This is a genomic window from Caulobacter sp. GW821-FHT09H08 (assembly GCF_059415885.1).
In genome coordinates this window covers 912,049-930,538 of the sequence record NZ_JBWKOC010000001.1, presented here as the reverse complement: position 1 = coordinate 930,538, position 18,490 = coordinate 912,049, and the positions used below count along the sequence as shown (strand labels likewise).

14 protein-coding genes and 1 pseudogene are annotated in these 18,490 nt (G+C 71.0%); 1 reads left to right on the top strand and 14 read right to left on the bottom strand.

The features are described from left to right. Positions 1-133 precede the first annotated feature (133 nt). The 4 genes from AC07NN_RS04575 to ccmI are packed head-to-tail and all read right to left on the bottom strand — an operon-like array spanning position 134 to position 4,153. Positions 134-586 (bottom strand): cytochrome c-type biogenesis protein, encoded by a 453-nt coding sequence (locus AC07NN_RS04575; RefSeq protein WP_494637931.1) that lies wholly within the window; start codon positions 584-586, stop codon positions 134-136. Continuing rightward, positions 583-2,565 (bottom strand): heme lyase CcmF/NrfE family subunit, encoded by a 1,983-nt coding sequence (locus AC07NN_RS04570; protein ID WP_494637930.1) that lies wholly within the window; start codon positions 2,563-2,565, stop codon positions 583-585. Before AC07NN_RS04570 ends, AC07NN_RS04575 begins: the two co-directional genes overlap by 4 nt. Beyond that, positions 2,562-3,050, bottom strand: coding sequence for a cytochrome c maturation protein CcmE (gene ccmE / locus AC07NN_RS04565; RefSeq protein WP_494637929.1), 489 nt, complete (start codon positions 3,048-3,050; stop codon positions 2,562-2,564). Before ccmE ends, AC07NN_RS04570 begins: the two co-directional genes overlap by 4 nt. After that, the gene (gene ccmI, locus AC07NN_RS04560) at positions 3,047-4,153 is read right to left on the bottom strand and encodes a c-type cytochrome biogenesis protein CcmI (protein WP_494637928.1); all 1,107 of its coding nucleotides are present in this window, start codon (positions 4,151-4,153) and stop codon (positions 3,047-3,049) included. The genes ccmE and ccmI overlap by 4 nt, the downstream gene beginning before the upstream one ends. 102 nt (positions 4,154-4,255) lie before the next feature. Between ccmI and AC07NN_RS04555 the strand changes: the two genes are divergently transcribed. Next, positions 4,256-4,948 (top strand): alpha/beta fold hydrolase, encoded by a 693-nt coding sequence (locus AC07NN_RS04555; protein ID WP_494637927.1) that lies wholly within the window; start codon positions 4,256-4,258, stop codon positions 4,946-4,948. On the opposite strand, the gene AC07NN_RS04550 is transcribed toward AC07NN_RS04555, so the two are convergent. From AC07NN_RS04550 to AC07NN_RS04505, 10 genes and pseudogenes are all read right to left on the bottom strand, one after another. Further along, a complete protein-coding gene (locus AC07NN_RS04550) occupies positions 4,945-6,276 on the bottom strand; it encodes a hypothetical protein (protein ID WP_494637926.1) in 1,332 nt (443 codons plus the stop codon). The genes AC07NN_RS04555 and AC07NN_RS04550 overlap by 4 nt on opposite strands. Before the next feature lie 199 nt (positions 6,277-6,475). Further along, positions 6,476-7,873 carry an ATP-binding protein gene (locus AC07NN_RS04545; RefSeq protein WP_494638203.1) on the bottom strand — a complete coding sequence of 466 codons (1,398 nt, stop codon included), beginning with the start codon at positions 7,871-7,873 and terminating at the stop codon, positions 6,476-6,478. Between the two features lie 96 nt (positions 7,874-7,969). Next, positions 7,970-8,647 carry a response regulator transcription factor gene (locus AC07NN_RS04540; RefSeq protein ID WP_494637925.1) on the bottom strand — a complete coding sequence of 226 codons (678 nt, stop codon included), beginning with the start codon at positions 8,645-8,647 and terminating at the stop codon, positions 7,970-7,972. A 19-nt stretch (positions 8,648-8,666) separates the two neighbouring features. After that, positions 8,667-8,993, bottom strand: coding sequence for a PepSY domain-containing protein (locus AC07NN_RS04535; protein WP_494637924.1), 327 nt, complete (start codon positions 8,991-8,993; stop codon positions 8,667-8,669). Between the two features lie 204 nt (positions 8,994-9,197). After that, positions 9,198-9,299: pseudogene (locus AC07NN_RS04530) on the bottom strand (hypothetical protein); the annotation flags it as partial. Positions 9,300-11,842: 2,543 nt separating this feature from the next. After that, positions 11,843-12,772: a DnaJ C-terminal domain-containing protein gene (locus tag AC07NN_RS04525; protein ID WP_494637923.1), complete on the bottom strand. Its 930-nt coding sequence runs from the start codon at positions 12,770-12,772 to the stop codon at positions 11,843-11,845. An 87-nt stretch (positions 12,773-12,859) separates the two neighbouring features. Beyond that, on the bottom strand, positions 12,860-16,585 hold the full coding sequence (locus tag AC07NN_RS04520) for a baseplate multidomain protein megatron (RefSeq protein WP_494637922.1): 3,726 nt from the start codon (positions 16,583-16,585) through the stop codon (positions 12,860-12,862). 9 nt (positions 16,586-16,594) lie between these two features. Beyond that, the gene (locus AC07NN_RS04515) at positions 16,595-17,116 is read right to left on the bottom strand and encodes a C40 family peptidase (RefSeq protein WP_494638201.1); all 522 of its coding nucleotides are present in this window, start codon (positions 17,114-17,116) and stop codon (positions 16,595-16,597) included. A gap of 14 nt (positions 17,117-17,130) precedes the next feature. Beyond that, positions 17,131-17,763 carry a phage/gene transfer agent baseplate hub protein gene (locus AC07NN_RS04510; protein ID WP_494637921.1) on the bottom strand — a complete coding sequence of 211 codons (633 nt, stop codon included), beginning with the start codon at positions 17,761-17,763 and terminating at the stop codon, positions 17,131-17,133. Then, the gene (locus tag AC07NN_RS04505; RefSeq protein ID WP_494637920.1) at positions 17,763-18,395 is read right to left on the bottom strand and encodes a phage distal tail protein, Rcc01695 family; all 633 of its coding nucleotides are present in this window, start codon (positions 18,393-18,395) and stop codon (positions 17,763-17,765) included. The genes AC07NN_RS04510 and AC07NN_RS04505 overlap by 1 nt, the downstream gene beginning before the upstream one ends. Between the last annotated feature and the right edge of the window lie 95 nt (positions 18,396-18,490).

Below are 18,490 nucleotides of genomic sequence, written 5' to 3'. Positions count from 1 at the left end.
GACCAGCGCGCCCTCCCGCGCGATCGCTTCGATCTGAGAACCTAGCCCTGGCGGCAAAAGGTGCAATGGTCCTCGAATTATCTTTCCGTCATCCGGAAGGTGCTTCTTGAGGCTCCATTTCGGCGCAATCGTGTCATTCGTCTTTGAGCAGGCGCTCCAGACGAGCTTCCTCGTCCTGCGAAAGCTCGGTCTCGCCCGTCTCGCGACGACGCAGCAGACCGAACATCAACAGACCCCCGACCGACAACACGCCCAGCGGGGCCAGCCACAGCACGGCGTTGCCCGCCGAGAACCTGGGCTTCAGCAGCACGAACTCGCCATAGCGCTGCACGAGGAACGCACGGATCTCGACGTCGCTGCGCCCGGCCTTGACCTGCTCGCGGACGGTCCGCCGCAGGTCGCCGGCCAGTTGGGCCTCGGAGTCGTCGATCGACTCGTTCTGGCAGACCAGGCAGCGAACTTCCTTGAAGAGCTCGCGAGCGCGGGCCTCCTGCGCCGGATCGGCCAGGCGCTCGGACGGCTCGGACGCGCTGGCCATCAGGGCGACGGCGACCAGGGCGACGGCGAGGGCCTTCAGACGGCTCACGACGCCGTCTCCCGCGTCCGGCGGCCGACACCCAGGCGAACGCGGCGATCGGACAGCGACACCACCCCGCCCAGGGCGATGATCAGCGGGCCCAGGAAGATCAGCCGCACCCACGGGTTCACATAGGCGCGCACCAGCCAGGCCGGCTTGCCGCCCTCGCCCGCCCGGCGCTCGCCCAGCACGACATAGATGTCGTCCAGCCCGCGCGGGCAGATGGAGACTTCCGAGGTCGTCTGGCCGCCGGTCGGGTAGAAGCGGCGTTCGGGTTCCGCGCGACAGATCTCGGCGCCCGAGGCGTCCGTGACCTTCACGATCCCGCGCTCGGCCAGGTAGTTGGGGCCCTCGACCGTGCCGACATCGGTCAGGGTCATGGTGTAGGCGCCCAGGGCGTGACTCTCGTTGAGGCTCAGGGCCTGGGCCGCCTCGACCTTCCAGGCCATCTCGAACGACGCGCCCAGCACGAAGATCCCAAGGCCGGCGTGCGCCAGGGTCGTGCCCCAGGCGCCGCGCGGCAGGCCCTTGGCGCGGCGGGCGCTCTCGGCGACGGGCGCGCGGAACAGCTTCAGGCGATCGGCCAGCTCCAGCAGCGCCCCGCCCAGCAGCCAGAAGCCGACGACCAAGCCGGCGCTGGCCAGGGCCTTGCGGGGCTGGACGACACCATAGGCGACCAGGCCCAGCAGGGCGGCGACCGCCAGGGCGATCCACAGCTTGCGGGCCACGGCGCCAGCGTCGCCGCGCTTCCAGGCCAGCAGCGGACCGGCCGGCAGGATGGCGAAGGCCAGCACCATCAGCGGCGTGAAGGTCAGGTTGAAGAACGGCGCGCCGACCGAGACGGCCTCGCCGTCCATGGCCTCGCGGATCAGCGGATAGAGCGTGCCCAGCAGCACCACCGCCGTCGCCGTCGACAGCAGGATGTTGTTGAGCACGATGGCGCTCTCGCGGCTGATCGGGCGGAACTGGCCGCCGGCGTTCAGGCTGGCCGCGCGCAGGCCAAACAGCAGGAAGCCCGTCCCCGCCGCCAGGCCCATCATGATCAGCAGCAGCACGCCGCGCGTCGGGTCGACGGCGAAGGCGTGGACGCTGGTCAAGACGCCCGAGCGCACCAGGAAGGCGCCCAGCATCGAGAAGGTGAAGGCCGCCAGGGCCAGGAACGCCGTCCAGCCCGGCAGCGCGCCGCGCTTCTCGGTGACGATGGCCGAGTGCAGCAGGGCCGCGCCGATCAGCCAGGGCATGAAGCTGGCGTTCTCGACCGGGTCCCAGAACCACCAGCCGCCCCAGCCCAGCTCGTAATAGGCCCAGAAGGCGCCCAGCGTGATGCCGACGGTCAGCAGGCTCCAGGCCGCCAGGGTCCAGGGCCGCACCCAGCGCGCCCAGGCCGCATCGATCCGGCCCTCGATCAGCGCCGCCAGCGACAGCGAATAGACCACCGAGAAACCGACATAACCGCTGTAGAGGAACGGCGGATGCACCGCGAGCGCCCAGTCCTGCAGCAGCGGATTGAGCGAGCGCCCCTCGACCGGCACGTCGATCAAGCGCGTCAGCGGGTTCGAGGCGAAGACGGTGTAGGCCAGGAACAGCACGCCCAGCGCGCCCTGGATGGCGATGGCGTAGGCCCGCAGGCGCGGCGGCAGGCTGTCGCCGAAAAAGGCCATGGCCGCGCCGTAGCCGGTCAGCACCAGGCACCACAGCAGCATCGAACCCTCGTGGCTGCCCCAGGCGCCGGCCACCTTGAACAGCAGCGGCTTGGCTGTGTGCGAGTTGGCCGCGACATTGGCGACCGAGAAGTCCGAGGTGACAAAGGCGTGGATCAGGGCCGCGAAGGCCGCGAGCACCGCCACGAAGGTCGCGATCGCCGCGCCACGTCCGGCCCCGGCCAACACCGGCGAGCGCCGCGCGCCACCGACGGCCGACAGGCCGGTCTGGGCGAGGGAGAGGGCCAGGGAAAGGATCAGGGCGAAGGCGCCCAGCTCGACGATCATGTGGCGGGCTTTCCGTACGCCGGAGCCCCAGCCCCCTCGCCCCGCCACTCGCCCTGCTTCTTCAGGGCCTTGGCGACGTCGCGCGGCATGTAGCGTTCGTCGTGCTTGGCCAGCACCTGCTTGGCGACGAAAACGCCGCGCGCGTCGAAGCTGCCCTCGGCGACGATGCCCTGGCCTTCGCGGAACAGGTCCGGCAGGTCGCCGTGATAGGTCACCTTGGCGGTGGCCTTCTGGTCGGCGACCACGAACTCGACGTCGCCGCCGGGGTGCTTGACCACGCTGCCATGCTGGACGAGGCCGCCCAACTGCACCTTGCGGCCCGGAGCGACGTGCGCCTCCTGGGCTTGGGCGGGCGTGTAGAACAGCGAGATGCTGTCGCGCAGACCGTAGAGCGCCAGGCCGACCGCCAGGGCCAGCACCGGCGCGATGGCTAGCAGGATGGTCAGACGACGGCGCGCCTTGCGCGATTTGGGCCAGAAACTCATGGCGTCGTGATCTTCTGAGCGGGCGTGTCGGCGGCCTGGCGCAGGGCCGACAGCACCTTGGGCTGGTCCTTGAAACGGGTGGTGGCGGTCGCCAGCGCGGCGTCGCGCTTGGCGCTCTCGCCCAGCACGGCATAGGCGCGAACCAGGCGGACCCAGCCGTCGGGATCGTCGGGCGATTGGGCCAGACGCGCGGCCAGGCCCTCGACCATGCCGGCGATCATGCCCTGGACCTGTGGGTTTGCTTCGGCGGGCGCTTGCGAGCCCGGCAGCTGGCCCGTGGCCTCGACCTGGGCGATTTCCTGGGCCAGGGCGGCGCGGCCCGGATCATCGGCGGGCAGGCCCTGGGCGATGGCGCGCCAGTCGGCGAGGCCGCCGGCCTTGTCGCCGTCGGCGATCTTGCCGCGCGCCAGGTAGTAGCGGGCGCGCAGGTCGTTCGGGTCGATCTTCAGGGTCTCGCCGAAGGCCAGCTTGGCGTCGGCGCCCACCTGACCCTTGGCTTCAATGACGAAGGTCTCGCCCAGCAGGCTCCAGATGTCGGCGCGCCTGGGCGCCAGGCGCACGGCCTTGCGCAGGGCGGCCTCGGCGCCGGTCAGGTCGCCGGCGGCGGCGCGAGCCTTGGACAGGAAGACCAGCGGCTCGGGATCGGTCGGGCGCTCGGCGGCGACGTCCTGCAGCACGGCGGCCAACTGCTCGGGCGGCAGGGTCGCCGGGTCGCTCGCCTTCCAGGCGGCGACGCGCTTGGCGTAGGGCTGGTCGGGCAGTTCGGGACGTCCGACGACGACATAGAGGCCCATGGCCGCCACGCAGGTCGCGCCGATCGCGCCGACCACGGCCTTGCGGGCTCCGGCGCCATCCTTGGTCCAGCTTTCGGTCTGGTCGGCGGCGGCCAGCAGGCCACGCCCGGCCTCGGCGCGGGCGGCCTTCAGCTCGTCCTGCGCCAACAGGCCGTCGGCGGCCAGGCGCTCGACCTCGGCCAGGCGGCGGCGATGCGGCTCCAGCCGGGCCTGGGCGTCGTCGATCGGCCGGGCCCGCGCCGCGCCCCGCAGCACCAGCCCCGCCGTCGCGACCGACAGTCCCGCCGCGGCGATCCAGAAAGCGATCATGGCCTGGGTGTTAGCCGGTTACCGCAGCGTCCGTTAGCGAAAAAAGCGCTTAAGGACGGCGCGTCCTGCCTCCATGCTCGGAACATCGTCGAAGGAGTGTTCATGACGCCGATCCTGCTGATCCCCGGCCTGCTGAGTTCGGCCGAGATCTTCGCGCCGCAGATCCCGGTCCTGTGGGAGCACGGCCCAATCACCGTGGCCAACACCCTGGAAGGCGATAGCCTCGCCGGCATGGCCGCGCGCATCCTGGCCGACGCCCCGGCGCGCTTCGCCCTCGTCGGCGTCTCGATGGGCGGCTATCTGGCGCTGGAGATCATGCGCCAGGCGCCCGAGCGGGTGGAGCGGCTGGCCCTGGTCTGCACCTCGGCCCGTCCCGACACGCCCGAGCAGTCGGCCGGACGACGCAAGATGGTCGAGCAGGCCCGCGCCGTCGGCTTCGAGCGCTTCTGTTCGCTGGGCGCCGACGCCCTCACCCACCCCAGCCGCAAGGGCGATCCGGCGCTGAACGCCATCGCCCGACGCATGGGCCTGGCCGTCGGCATGGAGAGTTTCGCGCTTCAGACCGAGGCGGTGATCGGCCGCGCCGACAGTCGCCCACTGCTGGCCGCCATCAAGGTTCCGACCGCGATCATCGTCGGCGACGGCGATCCGCTGACCCCGGCCGCCCTGTCGGAAGAGATGGCCGCGGCGATCCCCGGCGCGAAGCTGACCCTCGCGCCCGAATGCGGACACGTGATCACGCTCGAGCGACCCGAGGTGGTGAATGCGGCTTTGCTGGAGTGGTTGAAGGCCTAGGCCGCGATGGCGGCGGCCGCGCGGCGACGCACGATCTCGGCGGTCTTCTCGTCGCGGGTGTAGGCGATGAAGCCGGCGGCGACGTCCAGATACTTCACGGCCAGGCCCGAATCGCCGCCCTCGCCCGTGCGGGCGACGTGCAGCACGTCCTCGATATAGGGGTCGAGGCGGCTGTTCAGTTTTTCCAGGACCTTGTTGCGCGAGTTGCCGTAGCCGGCCTTGTCGGCGCACGAGCGCAGCTCGGCGATGAAGGCCAGGCCGGCCTGGGCGCGGCGGATCATCGCCTCGTCCGGCTCTTCGGTCAGCTTGGCCACGCCCTTGCTGCCCTTCTTGGCCATCATCGAGATCGGACGGGTCGGCAGGGCCTTTTCCAATTCCTTGTCGATCTGGTCCATGCGCTGTTCGCAGGCCTTGGCCATCGCCTGCTTGTGGCGCGCCAGGCGCTTGCCCCAGGGGCCGTCCTTGTTGATGTCGACCGACTGCTGGAACTCGACGATCTGCAGCTGCACCTTGTGAGCGCTCTGCGCGGCCTCGCGGCCGGCCTTCTCGCCGTCGGAGAAGTTGAGGGTCTCGATGCGCAGGATCGAGGCGTCGATGTCGGACAGGATGCGTTCGCCGAAATCCTTGACCTCCGACGAGGCGAGGTAACGGTCGTTGGGGCGGTCCATCACCGCCGAGATCACGCGCATGATCCGCCAGTCGTCGGGCAGGTGCGCCGACAGGATGTCCAGCAGCAGCGGGCCAGCGTCCTCGCTGATCCGGCAGGCGTCGCGATAGGCCAGCTTGGCGGCGAAGGCGCGCTCGTCCGACATGCGGCTGACCCATTCGGACAGCTTGGGTAGGCAGGACCGGGCGATCGCCGACAGCTGCAGGCACAGGGCCAGATGTTCGGGGTCGCAGAGCGAACGCACGCTGTCGAAGGCCGCGTTCTCGGGATCGCGCAGGCCGTTGGCGGCGAGCTTGCACAGATCGTCGAACACGTCGGGCACGCCCTGCTCGAGATCCCACGGATTGCACTTGGCCGCCGCTTCCTCGACGCGCATCGGCGCGACCGTCTTCAGCGCCTTCCACAGGCGTGGCAGTACGGGTCCGGGGAAATCGATGCAGCCGTCGGGACGCGCCACGCACAGCGGCACGATCGGGGCCAGGACGTTGTTGCGGACGAAGCGGTTGGCGGTCTCGTCCTCGACCAGACCGCGCACGGAGGCCAGCGCGCCCTGCGATCCGGCGCTCGACAGCGCCAGTTCCAGGCTGCGCAGGGCAGCGTCCGGCGCGGTCTCGACCAGCGTCCGGATGATCTGCAATTTTTGCGCGGCGATGGCGGCCATGGTCCCCCGTGTCGGAGTAACCGATTCCGACAGGCGTCAACCATGTTGGAACGAGGTTAAGGATTTCCAAAACGCAATAAAAATCATAGCCCTCCGCTCAAGCTGTCGCGGACGAAAAGCTCTGAGCTACTAGAGGTTTAGGCCACCGGTGTCCGAGATGGCCAAACCCTGTTGCGCGACGGTTGGTCGCAACCATGGGTTATGTTTCGGCGCGCGGAAGGTCCAGAGTGACCCGCAATCCGCCCAGCGGCGATTCACCAAGCTGCACCTTACCGCCGTAGGCGCGGGCCAATTCGTCGACGATCGACAGGCCCAAACCCGAACCGGGGGCGTTCTCGTCGAGTCGCTGGCCGCGCTTCAGGGCCTGGGCGCGCTCCTCGGGCGGCAGGCCTGGACCGTCGTCGTCGACGGTCAGGATCATCCTCGCCTCGCCCTGCGGGACGGCTTCCGCGCGGATCTTGCCCTTGCACCACTTGCCGGCGTTTTCCATCACGTTGCCGGCCAGCTCCAGCAGGTCCTGCTTCTCGCCCTGGAAGCAGAGGTCCTCCGGGCAGCGCCAGTCGATCTCGACGCCCTTGTCCTGGAAGATCCGCTCCAGGGTGACGGCCAGCTCGTCCAGGATCGGCTCGACCGGCGTGCGCTCGCCCGAGGTCTGGGAGCGGGCGGCGGCGCGAGCGCGGCGCAGGTGGTGGTCGACCTGCTCGCGCATGGTCTGGGCCTGGCGCTCGACCACCTCGGCCAGTTGGCTCGGCTGCTGGGAAGCCTCGGTCAGCATCACCGACAGCGGCGTCTTCAGGGCGTGGGCCAGGTTGCCGACGTGGGTGCGCTGGCGCTCGACGACATCCTGGTTGTGGGCCAGCAGGGCGTTCAGCTCGACGGCCAGCGGCTCCAGCTCGACCGGATAGACGCCGTCCAGGCGCTCGGTCTTGCCCCGACGCACCGAGGCCACCTCGCGACGAAGGCGAAACAGCGGCTGCAGGCCGAACCGAACCTGCACCACCGTCGCCAGCAGCAGGCCGCCGCCCAGGATCAGCAGGGCGATGGCCGTCACCCCGGCGAACCGGTCGGCGTCGGCGTCGATGGGCGAGCGGTCCTCGGCGGCCAGAAAGACCACGGGGTCGGCATAGCCCGGCAGCTGGGCCTGGATCGCGGCGGCGCGCAGCGGCTTGTCCTGCGGCCCGCGCATGTCGAAATACTGGGTCTGGCCCGGGGCCGCGTCCAGGTGGTCGATCTGGGCCGAGGCCAGCATAAGGTCGCTGTCGAACAGCGAGCGCGAGCGCGCCAGCGGCGTCATGGCGCCGTCGGGCCGCTTGTCCAGGATCACCCAGTAGCGACCGGAATAGGCCCGCGTGGCGCGGATGTCGGTCAGGAACGGCGCGCGCAGCTGGCCGTCCTCGACCGTCGAGCCGGCATAGAGGTCGTCGGTCAGCACCGCCAGCGACTGGTCGAACCGCCGGATGGCCGCGCTGCGGAACTGGGCGGTCAGGAACACGCCCGCGATCAGCACGACCAGCAGGGTCCAGATCCCGGCGATCAGGACCAGGCGACGGACCAGCGAACGACGGCGCAGGTCCAGCAAGGCTAAAGCCTTTCCCAGTCAAGCGATCTCGCTTGACTGGGACAGAAAGGCTTTAAATTCAAAGAGGAGCGCACTCTCATCGCAAAACCGGTTCCCACTTTTGCGGAGCGCGCTCTAGGCCGTCTCTTCGCCAGGCAGAGGCGCGAGGCGGTAGCCCAGGCCGCGGACGGTCTCGATGCGGTCGGCGCCCAGCTTCTTGCGCAGGCGGCCGATGAACACCTCGATGGTGTTGCTATCGCGGTCGAAGTCCTGGTCGTACAGGTGCTCGACCAGCTCGGTGCGGCCGATCACCCGGCCCTGGTGCATCATCATGTAGTGCAGCAGGCGGTATTCCAGCGAGGTCAGGCGCAGAGGCTCGCCATTGACGCTGGCTCGCGCGGCGCGCGGGTCCAGGCGCAGCGCCCCGCACGACAGCGACGGCGCGGCGTGGCCGGCCGAGCGGCGCAGCAGGGCGCGCAGGCGGGCCAGCAGCTCTTCGGTGTGGAAAGGCTTGGCCAGGTAGTCGTCGGCCCCGGCGTCGAAGCCGGCGACCTTGTCGCTCCAGGCCGCGCGGGCGGTCAGGATCAGCACCGGCGTGGCGACATTGCCGCGCCGCCAGCGCTCCAGCACCGAGACGCCGTCCACCTTGGGCAGACCCAGGTCGAGGATCACCGCGTCGTACGGCTCGTTCTCGCCCAGGAACTGGGCCTCCTCGCCATCGGGGGCGTGATCGACGGCATAGCCGGCGTCGGCCAGGGCCAGCTTCAGCTGGCGCGACAGGTCGGGATCGTCCTCGACGAGCAGGATACGCATGGAGACTCCTGAGTCCTGTTTAGCCGCCGCTGAGGATCTGACCGGTGCGGGCGTCGACGATGAAGTCGATGCGGCGGCCGTCGGCCGTCGCCCAGCGAACCCGGTAGTTCGAGCCTTCCAGGCCCGCGTCCAGCACGCGGCCGGGCACGCGGCGGCCGATCATGTCGATCACCCGCGACAGCGGCACCAGCTGACCCGATTGCACGCCGCCGCGCGCCTGGTCCGACTGGGCGCGCCAGTCGGCGCCCAGCGAGTCAGGGCCTCGGCCATGCCGCTGCGCCGAGGCCACGCCCGGAAGGGCGGCGGCCAGCGCGGCGACGACGAGAATGGCGCGGATCGTTTTCATGCTCTCCGGTCTAAAGGACCTCGGCTGAATGGATACTGAACGTTCGGGTTATGAACGGGCTGCGGCGTTCTGTCACGGCCTTGGTATTCTCCTCCCCTCTTGGGGAAGGTGGCGGCGAAGCCGACGGAGGGGGCAGCGCGGCCCACGCGGAGTAGCCCCCTCCGGCCCTTCGGGCCACCTCCCCCAGAAGGGGAGGAGATCGTTTCACATCGCGATCAAGCTCTTCCGGAACGTCAGCCGCACCGTCCGCCCCAGCGGGTCCAGGTAGTCCGCCTGATACGCCTGGGGCGTGACGCCCTTGGCGTCCTTCACGATCGGACGACTGTAGAGCAGGTTGTCGGTCGCCAAGGTCACGCGCGTCCCCGCCAGCCACCGCTGCTTCACGGTGCGCGGGACCTCGTAGAAGCCTGACAGATTGATCGTCGTCTGGTCGTCGAACCGCAGCGATCCGCCGTTGCTCGGGCCCGCGTCGATCACGCTGCCGCCGCGCCAGTTCCCCGTCAGGGTCGCGCCCATGTCGGCCTTCGTGGCGTTCAGGCGGAAGCTGAGCTCGCGTTTGGGCTGCCCCCGGCGGCTGGTGCTGGCCCCGTTCAGGAGGTCCAGCGACGCCAGGCCGTGGCGCAGGGTGGTCTCGTCGCGCAGCCGCCAGACATAGTTCAGCGACGCCTGGATCTGGCCCGACGACTTGCGGGGCGTCTTGCTCGCGCCCTTCGCGGTCTTGGCCCCAGGCGGCTGCCCCAGGAAGCGGGTCAGGTTGATCCCGCCGCGCAGTTCCTCGCGATCGATGGCGTCGAAGTTCAGCGGCCGGCTGTCGATCGCCGTCAGCGCGCCCTCGGCGTTGCGCGTGAAGCGTTCCGGGAACGCCGCCTCCAGGGCCGGGGTGATCAGCGGGAAGTTGGCGATCGGGTGGTCGATGCGGGTGCGGACATAGTTGGCGTTCAGGGTCAGCCGCGTCTGGCCGCCGTCGCGCCCCAGCGGCCGCAGGTTCACCCCCGCCCGCAGCACCCGCCGGCTGTCGTTGGCCAGGCTGGTGTTGCCGCCCTCCAGCCGGCTGACCGTCACGCTCTGGCCGGTGGCGAAGTCGAACACCGTGACGCTGGGCGTCAGCACGACCGGATCGACGATCTGACCGGCGTTGGGCGAGGTCTCTTCCTGGTTGACGCTGAGATTGAAGCTCAGCAACCGGTCGGGCGACCAGTTCAGGCTGGCGCCGTAGGCCAGGCGGTCCTTGTGGGTCTGGATATCGTAGCCGGCGTTCAGGCTGGCGGTCAGCTCGCCCAGGACCGGCAGCACCTCGTGGGCGCGGCTGGCGATGGGCACGTCGACCCCGCCTTGCACGGAGACCGCGCGGCGCTCATAGGCGGTGGCGCTGGCGACCCCGGCGCGCAGGGCCTCGGAGTTCTGCTTCACCCGCTCGCCACCGACCTTGACCGTCGAGGAGATGCGCCCGGCCGGGATCTCGGCGACATCGCCGTTCAAAACGAGCTCGGCCTTGGCCGTCTTCGACTTCGACTTGGCGACGTCGCGAATATTGGCCTTCAGCAGCGCGCGCGGGACCGGGCCGAACGGATTGACCGCCGGATCCTTGGCGGTGATCGCGGCCTTCCAGGCAGCGGAGTCGACGCCCCGACCGGTGACGGTCTCGGTGTCGTTGCGGTCGTAGTTGCCGGTCAGCGACCAGCGCCAGTCACCGACATAGCCATTGGCGGCCAGGCCCAGCTGGCCCTTGAAGGCGTCGGCCTCGCGCAGTTGCGCCCATTGGGCGTCGAGATAGCGATAGACCGTGACGTCCTTGGCGAATGGCGAGAACGGGCTGCCGACCGGCAGCTTCACCGAGGTCGCCGGCAGGCCCAGGAAGCTGGTGCGGTGGGCGTCTTCCAGATTGACGCTCAGGGTGACGCTGACCTGCTGGGCCAGGTCGCGGGTGACGGCGGCTTTGAAGGTCCCCTGCCCCAGCGATGGCGTCAGGCTGCGGTTGGCGGTGACGCCCGAGACGTCCGGCGCGCCGGCCGCGAAGCTCGCCAGGAGCGCCGCGCCGTCCCAGGCCCCTTCGGGCGCGCGGGTCACGGTGATCGGGCGGCCGGCCAGGGCTGACAGCGCCGGGTCGATCTCGCTGCCCGACGGCGAGCCCAGGATGTTGCCGACCAGGCCGTACGGCGACGAAGCCGAGGTCGCACGAGTAATGTCGCGCTCGGCCTCGAACAGGGTCGATTCCTGGCGCCATTCCAGCCCGATCGTGGCGCGGTTCTCGCCAGCCAGGCGGAAGACGTCGCCGCCGAACCGCTCGGCCGAGCGCCCGCCCGCCGTCGCGCCGGTCTCCTCGGCCTCCAGCGCCGCCGAGTGGAAGCGCTTGCGCAGCACGAAATTCACGACCCGCTGGTTGGGCCGGTAGCCGTAGGACAGGGCCGCGGCCGGCGACAGCACGTCGGTGCGCTGGATCGCCTGGGCCGGCAGGTTGCTGATCTCCTGGAAGCCGGAGATGCGGCGGCCATTGACCAGGAACACCGGCGGCGGCGAGTCGGGCTCGGGCGAAATGGTCGGCGCCAGCAGGGTCACCAGGTCCTGCACGGTGCTCGCGCCGGTGCCCATGATCTCGTCGGCGTCCAGGGTCAGGTCGGGCTGGACAGGCCCTTCGGTCCGCCCGCGCAGGGTGGGCGTGACCACCACGCTCTCGACCAGGGCGGTCTGCTCGCTCTCCGGCGGCTGCGGATTGGTAACCGGTGTCTCTTGAAGCGGCGCAGCTGCTTGCAGGAGCGCCAGAACGCTGACCAGAACCATGAAAGCCGCTCGACCCGTTCCCTAACCCCGGCCGCGTTCCCTACGGTGAGGCTCGGGCGGAGGCAAGGGGACTACTTCCGCTTCGGCGTATAGGGTTTCTGATCGCGCCAGGCCTGGGCGAACTTCTCGAGATCCTCGTCGACGGTCTCCGGCAGGGTCACCACCAGGCGCGCCAGCAGGTCGCCGCGCTTGCCCTTGGCGTCGGGCATGCCCCGGCCCTTCAGGCGGAGCGTCGCGCCGCTGTTGCTGCCCTTGGGCACGGCCAGCATGACATTGCCGTCGGGCGTCGGCGCCTCGACCTTGCCGCCCAGCACCGCGTCCGGGATCGAGATCGGCAGGTCCATGACCAGCGCCTCGCCCTCGCGGCGGTAGATCGGGTGCGGCTTGATGGCCAGCTCGATCAGGGCGTCGCCCGCGCCGCCGCGACCGGGCGAGCCCTGGCCCTTCAGGCGCAGGGTCTGGCCTTCCTGGGCGCCGGCCGGGATGGTGACGTCGATCGTGCGGCCGTCCGAGAAGGCCACGCGCTTCTTGCCGCCCTTGATGGCGTCTTCCAGGTCGACGTCGAGACGGGCCTTGATGTCGCCGCCCTTGGGCGAGAAGCCGCCCTGGCCGCCGCCACCGCCGCCGAACGGGCCGCGCCCGCCGCCGAACACGCCGCCGAACAGGTCCGACAGGTCGATCTCCGGGCTGTCATCCGGGCGGAAGCCGCCGCGACCGAAGCCGCCGGCGTTGAACGGACCGTTGCCCGGCTGGCCGCCGAAGCCGCGCGAGGTCTCGCGACCGTCGGCGTCGATCTGGCCCAGGTCGAACTTCTTGCGCTTCTCGGCGTCGCCGACGATGTCGAAGGCGGCGCTGACCTGCTTGAACTTCTCCTCGGCCTTCTTGTCCCCCGGATTGGTGTCCGGGTGATGGGCCTTGGCGAGCTTGCGGAACGCCTTGCGGATCTCGTCCGCGCTCGCGGTCCGGGATACGCCGAGTTCCTGATAGGGGTCGCGCGCCAAGGAAGGTCCTCTTGAAGTCAGTCGGTTCGGTATCGCTCTCCATCTAGAACGTCCAGAGCGCCGCGCAAGCCACCTGTGACGTCATCGTCACAGACCTGTGGTCGCAGGGACGCCCCAGCCGTAGAGCGACGAGCCCTGACAGACCTCGATCCGCGCCGCCCCCGAGGGCGCGTCGGAGGCCCTCATAGCGGCCGTGTAGTCGAACGTCGGCGCCGTCAATTCGACCTCGCGCAACACGCTCGTCCCGTCCAAGACCCGCAGGCGATAACGCTCCGCCGCCTCGCCAAGCGGGACCTCGCCCTCCCAGACGTCGCCGCCCAGACGCGCCCGGCGGATCCAGGAAAGCTTCAGGTCGCCGCCGACCAGCCGCTTGCGCAGATGCGCTGGCGCCAGCGGCCGCAGGGCCCGGCCGGTCCAGATGGTCGAGACCTCCGTCATCGCCGCACCCGACGGCGGCCCGCCGGCCGGCGCGGCGCGGACCATCAGCGGCGTCCCGCGCTGGAAGGCCGCCACGCTCATCGGGACCACCGCCTCGTCCAGCAGCACCACCGGCGCGCCGGCCGGAATCGTCGCTTCGCTCGCCGCGCCGTCGCGCTGTCCGCGCAGCAGGCCCGACAGCGTCCAGACGTCCGGCTCGACCAGCTCGGCGGTCGCGAAAGCCAGGACCTCCCATTCGCCCGAAGCCGTCTGCACCGCCAGGGCGTTCTCCCCCGCCAGCACCGCCGCCAGGGACGCCGAGGCCAAAGCATCGCCCTCCATCCGCACGGTGAGGCGCCCGGCGCGGTCCAGCCGATGCGGCGAGGCCGGCGGCAGGTCGGTCAGGGTCAGGCCCAGGGTGGCTGGCGCCCCGACCCGCGCGCGGACGGTCAGGGTCTCGACCCCGGCGCCGGCGTGGATGTCGACCGGCCGCCAGGGCTCGCCCGCCGCCGCGACCAAGGGCCTCGCATCGTCCGACAGCCGCTGGTCCGCCGGCAGGTCCAGCACGTGCAGCACCGGCGGCGCGGCCGGATCGCGCGGCGGCGGCGGCGTCCAGTCGACCGCGCCGCCGACGCCGTAGCCCTTCAGGATCGGGACCAGGGTCGCGCGCGGCCGCTCGTCGAAATCCAGCCGCTGCACCCGCCAGCCCTGCCCGTCCATGGCCAGGCGGTCGCCCGTCTCCAATCGCCAGGCGGCCGAGGGCGACAGGTGGACGATCCGCGTCCGCCGCGCCGCCTCGTCGGCAGCCAGCATCCGGCGCGCGACGGCCTCGGCTTCGGCCGCGACCAGCACGATCGGCGCATCGGCGTCGCGCGTCCCCTCGCCTGTCTCGCGCCGGACGATCAGCGCTCCGGCCTGGTAGTCCCGCGCGGCGTCGATGAAGCACAGGCGCACCGCCTCGGCGGCCGGGTCGAGCACCCGCGTCTCGGTCTCGGCGGGCGCATCGTCCGGCCAGGCCAGGTCGTCGCCCGCCAACGCCCCGACCACGCGGCCCGAACGCGACATCATCCGCACCCGCTCGCCGCGCTCGACCGGGTCCAGGCTGAAGGCCTCGGTCAGCGGCGTCAGCGCGTCGCGCAGGCGCATCGGCCGGTCGACGACATAGCCGCCCACCGAACCGCCGGCCTCGCCCGGATCGATGTCCACGCCCGCCCGCAGTCCCAGGGCCTGGATCAGCTCCGGCAGCGGCGCAGCCCCGGCCCGGCCGGTCAGCCAGTGGCCCAGCACCCAGTTGTCGCCGTCGCTCCAGACGTCCGAGCGGGCCGGGAAATCCGGATAGGGCCGCGCGTCCCAGCACCAGGCGCTGGCGCCGTCGATCATCGGCCCGCCATAGAGCGGCGAGACCGGATTGACCGCCGGCTCGTCCAGCCAGGCCAGCACGGCCTCCAGGTAGCGCCGCTGGCCGAAGTCGTCGCGCTCGCCCGTCGAATAGGGCGGCAGGAAGCTCTCGGAGCTCTTGGGATCGATGAAGAGGTTCGGCGAATTGGCGCCCTTGTCGACGGCCGGGCAGCCGAACTCGGTCAGCCGCAAGGGCTTCGATTTCGGGACCCAGGCCGTCGGGCTAGCCGAACGCACCCCGCCGGGCCGGTCATGGTGCGGATTGCTCCACCACGAGAGCAGGTCCTTGGCCCGGAACATCCAGGCCTCGCCATGGGCGCCGTCGGTGATCGGGGTGCGGACCTGGGCGTCGCGGTCGGCGGGGCTGGCGTAGAACCAGTCGAAGTCGGCGCCGCCCGTCAGGCCGGCCCGCAGATAGGCCGGCTGATGCGGTCCCAGATAGCCGGCCGCCAGGTCCAGATGGTCGTCGCCCTCGCGCCAGTCGGTGACCGGCGGGTACCAGTCGACGCCCACGAAATCGATGTTCGGATCGGCCCACAGCGGGTCCAGGTGGAAAACCGCATGGCCGCTGCCGTCCGCTGGCTGGTGGCCGAAATATTCGCTCCAGTCGGCGGCGTAGCCGATCTCGGTGGCGCTCCCCAGCACGCCGCGCGCTTCGGCCGCCAGGGCCTTCAGCTTGGCGACGGCCGGGTAGCTCCCACCCTCGCCGCGCACCGTGGTCAGGCCGATCAACTCCGAGCCGACGACGAAGCCGTCCACCCCGCCCGCCTGCACGGCCAGGCGGGCCTGGTGCATGACCATGCGGCGCAGGCCCCAGGTCCCGTCGAAGAAGGCGTTCACCTGGCTGGCGGCCGCCGTGGTCCCATCCACCGAACCAGGCTTGCCCGGCGCCGGGTGGCAGGTGATCCGCCCGCGCCACGGGTAGGCCGCCTGCCCCTCCGGCGGGTCCATCAGGATGAACGGATAGAGGGTTACCTTCAGTCCCCGCCGCTTCAGCTCCGCGATGGCCTGCAGCACCACCGCGTCGGCCGGCGTGCCGCCATAGGCCGGGAAGTCGCCCCGCCGCGACACCAGGTGGGCGGCGCCGCGCGAGACGCCGTCGACCTCCCATCCGATCGGAAAGGTCGTCTTGGCCCGATGCTCGACACCCGGCCGGATCTCGCACGCGCCGCAGCGCAGGTCCGTCCCGAACCAGGCCACCACCAGCGTCACGTGGTTCACGTTCGGCAGCTGGGCCTGCAGCTGGTCCAGGGCCACCATGATGTCCGGCCGCCCCTCGGCGTTGTGCACGCTCTCGCTGGACGAGCGGGTGACGCCGTCGCGGCGCAACACGGCCTGGGTCGCATAGACGAACTCGCCCGCGCCGGGGATCAGGCAGACGCCCTTCAGCCGCTCCTCCAGCCCCGGCGGCGCGCCGGGCGGACGGGGACGGCGGAAAACCTCGAACGACAGCTGCGGCGGGCGATTGCCGTACGTGTCCAGCGGCAGGTCCTCGAACACCACATAGGCCACGCCGCGATAGGCCGGGGCCTCGCCTTCAACGGCGGCGATCAGCGGATCGGCAAGCTGGTCCTCGGTCCCGCGATGCACGCGCATCGTGAAGGTCGCTGGATCCATCACCTTGCCGTCGGCCCAGACGCGGCCGATGCCATCGATCGGCCCCTCGGCCACGGCCACCGCGAACGACAGGCTGTAGGCGTAGCTGGTGGTCTTCTGGCCCTTGGAGCCACCGACGCGGCCCTCGACCCGCTTCTCGCGGAACCGCGCGGCCCAGATCACCTGCCCGCCGACCCGGGCGCGACCGAACACGCAAGGCAGCGGCGCGCCTTCCGCGGCCCCCGTCAGACGCAGCTCCGGAATGCGCGGCCCCACCTGGCGCGCGGGCGTCAGGAGGTTGATCGCCGCCTGGTCGACCAGCCCGCCGACCACCGCCCCGACGACGCCGCCAAGGGCCCCGCCGACACTCGCGCCAACGCTGGAGAGGATGACTTGGGCCATGCGGCCTCCTCAGAATTCAGGAAAACGGAAAGCCGCGACCAGCCGCTCGCGCCACCAGCGCCCCAGGGCGCTCTCGACGCAGGCCCGGCCCCAATAGGCGTGGATCATGCGGTCGGGACCGGACTGGATCGCGCAGTGCTTGGCGACCGCCCCGGGGGCCATGCGGAAAACCAGGACGTCGCCGGGCCGGGCGTCTTCAAGTGGGATGGGAACCAGCCAGCGGCCGAACGCCTCGAGCAGCAGCTCGCGCCCGCCGATCTCCGCCCAGTCGGGCCGATACGGCGGCGGAGATTCGGGCTCGACGCCGCGCAACGCCCGCCAGACGCCCCTGACGAGGCCCAGGCAGTCGCACCCCGCGCCCAGGGCGGACGCCTGATGCCGATAGGGGGTGCCGAGCCAGCGGCGGGCATGAACGAGAATCTCCTCCCCCTCTGGGGGAGGTGGCCCAGAGGGCCGGAGGGGGCAGCTCGACCTAGGCCCCACTAGCCCCCTCAGTCGCTCCGCGACAGCTCCCCCAGCGGGGGAGCAGATACCGACAGCCGCCTTCATCGACGCCCGCCGTCATTCCGCTCGCCCTCGACCGGATACAGCGTCAGGAAATCCTCGCCTGGCGCGGTCGGAAAGCCGCGAAAGTTCACGCCATTGCCGAACGTCCCGACACAGGTCTTCCAGCGCTTGTCGCAACGCGCGTCCGGAAACGCCGCCACGTCCACCCCGCACCGCGCGTCCCCGAACCGCGCGTCGCACAGCCGGGTAAAGGTCCGCCCCGCCATCCGCTCCAGCTGCTCCAGCGGCCCGGCCAGGGTCGCCTTGAACGCCTCGCCCTCCCGCGCGACCGACGCGATGGTCGCGGTCCACAGCCGCACGACCTTGCCGGGCGCGGTCCAGTCGACGCGCAGGGCCTCGACCTTGGCGCCGTCATAGAGCCCGCCCGCCAGGTCGGCTTCGGTGATCCCCGCCTCGTCCAGCACGCCCAGGGCCGCCGCCTGCCCCGGCGCGTAGCCGATCGCCGTCTCGGACGCGCCCAGGCTCCAGCCGGCGCTCGCCCGGCAGAGGGCGTCCTCGACCACCAGGTCGCGGTCGTGATCCGTGAAGCCCAGCCGCTCGCCATCCGCTCGCGTGACGATCCACGCATGGGCCAGCCGCCCGTCGTTGAAATCCTCGGGAAGCGCGCGCATCAGACCCGCACCTCGACCAGAGCGCAGGCGGCCACGCGGGCGGCGGCGAAGCCCTCCATCGTCACGTCCAGCCGATCCAGGTCGAACCGCACCGGCGTGTCGAACTCGAAGCCCGCCGTCACCGCCGCGCCAGCCGCCGGGGCCGCGTTCAGGGTGACTAGGCCCGTGGTCACATCGACCGAGAAGGCCGCCCCCGCCAGCGCGACGCCGGCCACGGCGATCTTCACCGTCCCGGCCACGGGCTTGGCGATCGGCCGAACCACCGCCTCGGGGCCGGCGCCATAGGTCTTGGCCAGGGCGAACACCTTGCGGGCGCCGTCGCCAGTCCCCAGCGCCTGGTCGCCCGCCGTCGGCTGGCCCGAGGGCGCGCACGATTTGAAGTCGGCCGGATCGCGGAAGCGGAACCCCGCCAGCCGCCCCCGCCGCGCTTCGAAGAACGCGACCAGCTGCGCCGCCTCGTCCAGCGGCCGCACGGCCGTGGCGATCAGGTAGCGGCGGCGGCCCAGCGCCCACGGGGTGCTGCGGCGCTCAAAGCCCGAAGCCAGGCCGACCACCTCCGTTCGCCGCTCGATCCCGCCGGTGCAGCCGAACGCCAGGCGCGCGGGCAGGCGCGCCTCATGGAACTCGCTCATGGCGATCCCTCATGGAAGAAGTTCACGGAAAGGTTCGTGGCGGCGCCGTCGGACAGTGCGGATCGGCGCCGAAACCGATTAAGTCTGCGTCATGA

Excerpts from the sequence above, each read along its gene's own strand:
- ccmE (WP_494637929.1), bottom strand. The coding sequence starts at position 3,050 with ATGAGTTTCTGGCCCAAATCGCGCAAGGCGCGCCGTCGTCTGACCATC.
- AC07NN_RS04555 (WP_494637927.1), top strand. The coding sequence starts at position 4,256 with ATGACGCCGATCCTGCTGATCCCCGGCCTGCTGAGTTCGGCCGAGATC.
- AC07NN_RS04505 (WP_494637920.1), bottom strand. The coding sequence starts at position 18,395 with ATGAGCGAGTTCCATGAGGCGCGCCTGCCCGCGCGCCTGGCGTTCGGC.
- AC07NN_RS04520 (WP_494637922.1), bottom strand. The coding sequence starts at position 16,585 with ATGGCCCAAGTCATCCTCTCCAGCGTTGGCGCGAGTGTCGGCGGGGCC.
- AC07NN_RS04540 (WP_494637925.1), bottom strand. The coding sequence starts at position 8,647 with ATGCGTATCCTGCTCGTCGAGGACGATCCCGACCTGTCGCGCCAGCTG.
- AC07NN_RS04535 (WP_494637924.1), bottom strand. The coding sequence starts at position 8,993 with ATGAAAACGATCCGCGCCATTCTCGTCGTCGCCGCGCTGGCCGCCGCC.
- AC07NN_RS04550 (WP_494637926.1), bottom strand. The coding sequence starts at position 6,276 with ATGGCCGCCATCGCCGCGCAAAAATTGCAGATCATCCGGACGCTGGTC.
- AC07NN_RS04570 (WP_494637930.1), bottom strand. The coding sequence starts at position 2,565 with ATGATCGTCGAGCTGGGCGCCTTCGCCCTGATCCTTTCCCTGGCCCTC.
- ccmI (WP_494637928.1), bottom strand. The coding sequence starts at position 4,153 with ATGATCGCTTTCTGGATCGCCGCGGCGGGACTGTCGGTCGCGACGGCG.
- AC07NN_RS04510 (WP_494637921.1), bottom strand. The coding sequence starts at position 17,763 with ATGCGCGCGCTTCCCGAGGATTTCAACGACGGGCGGCTGGCCCATGCG.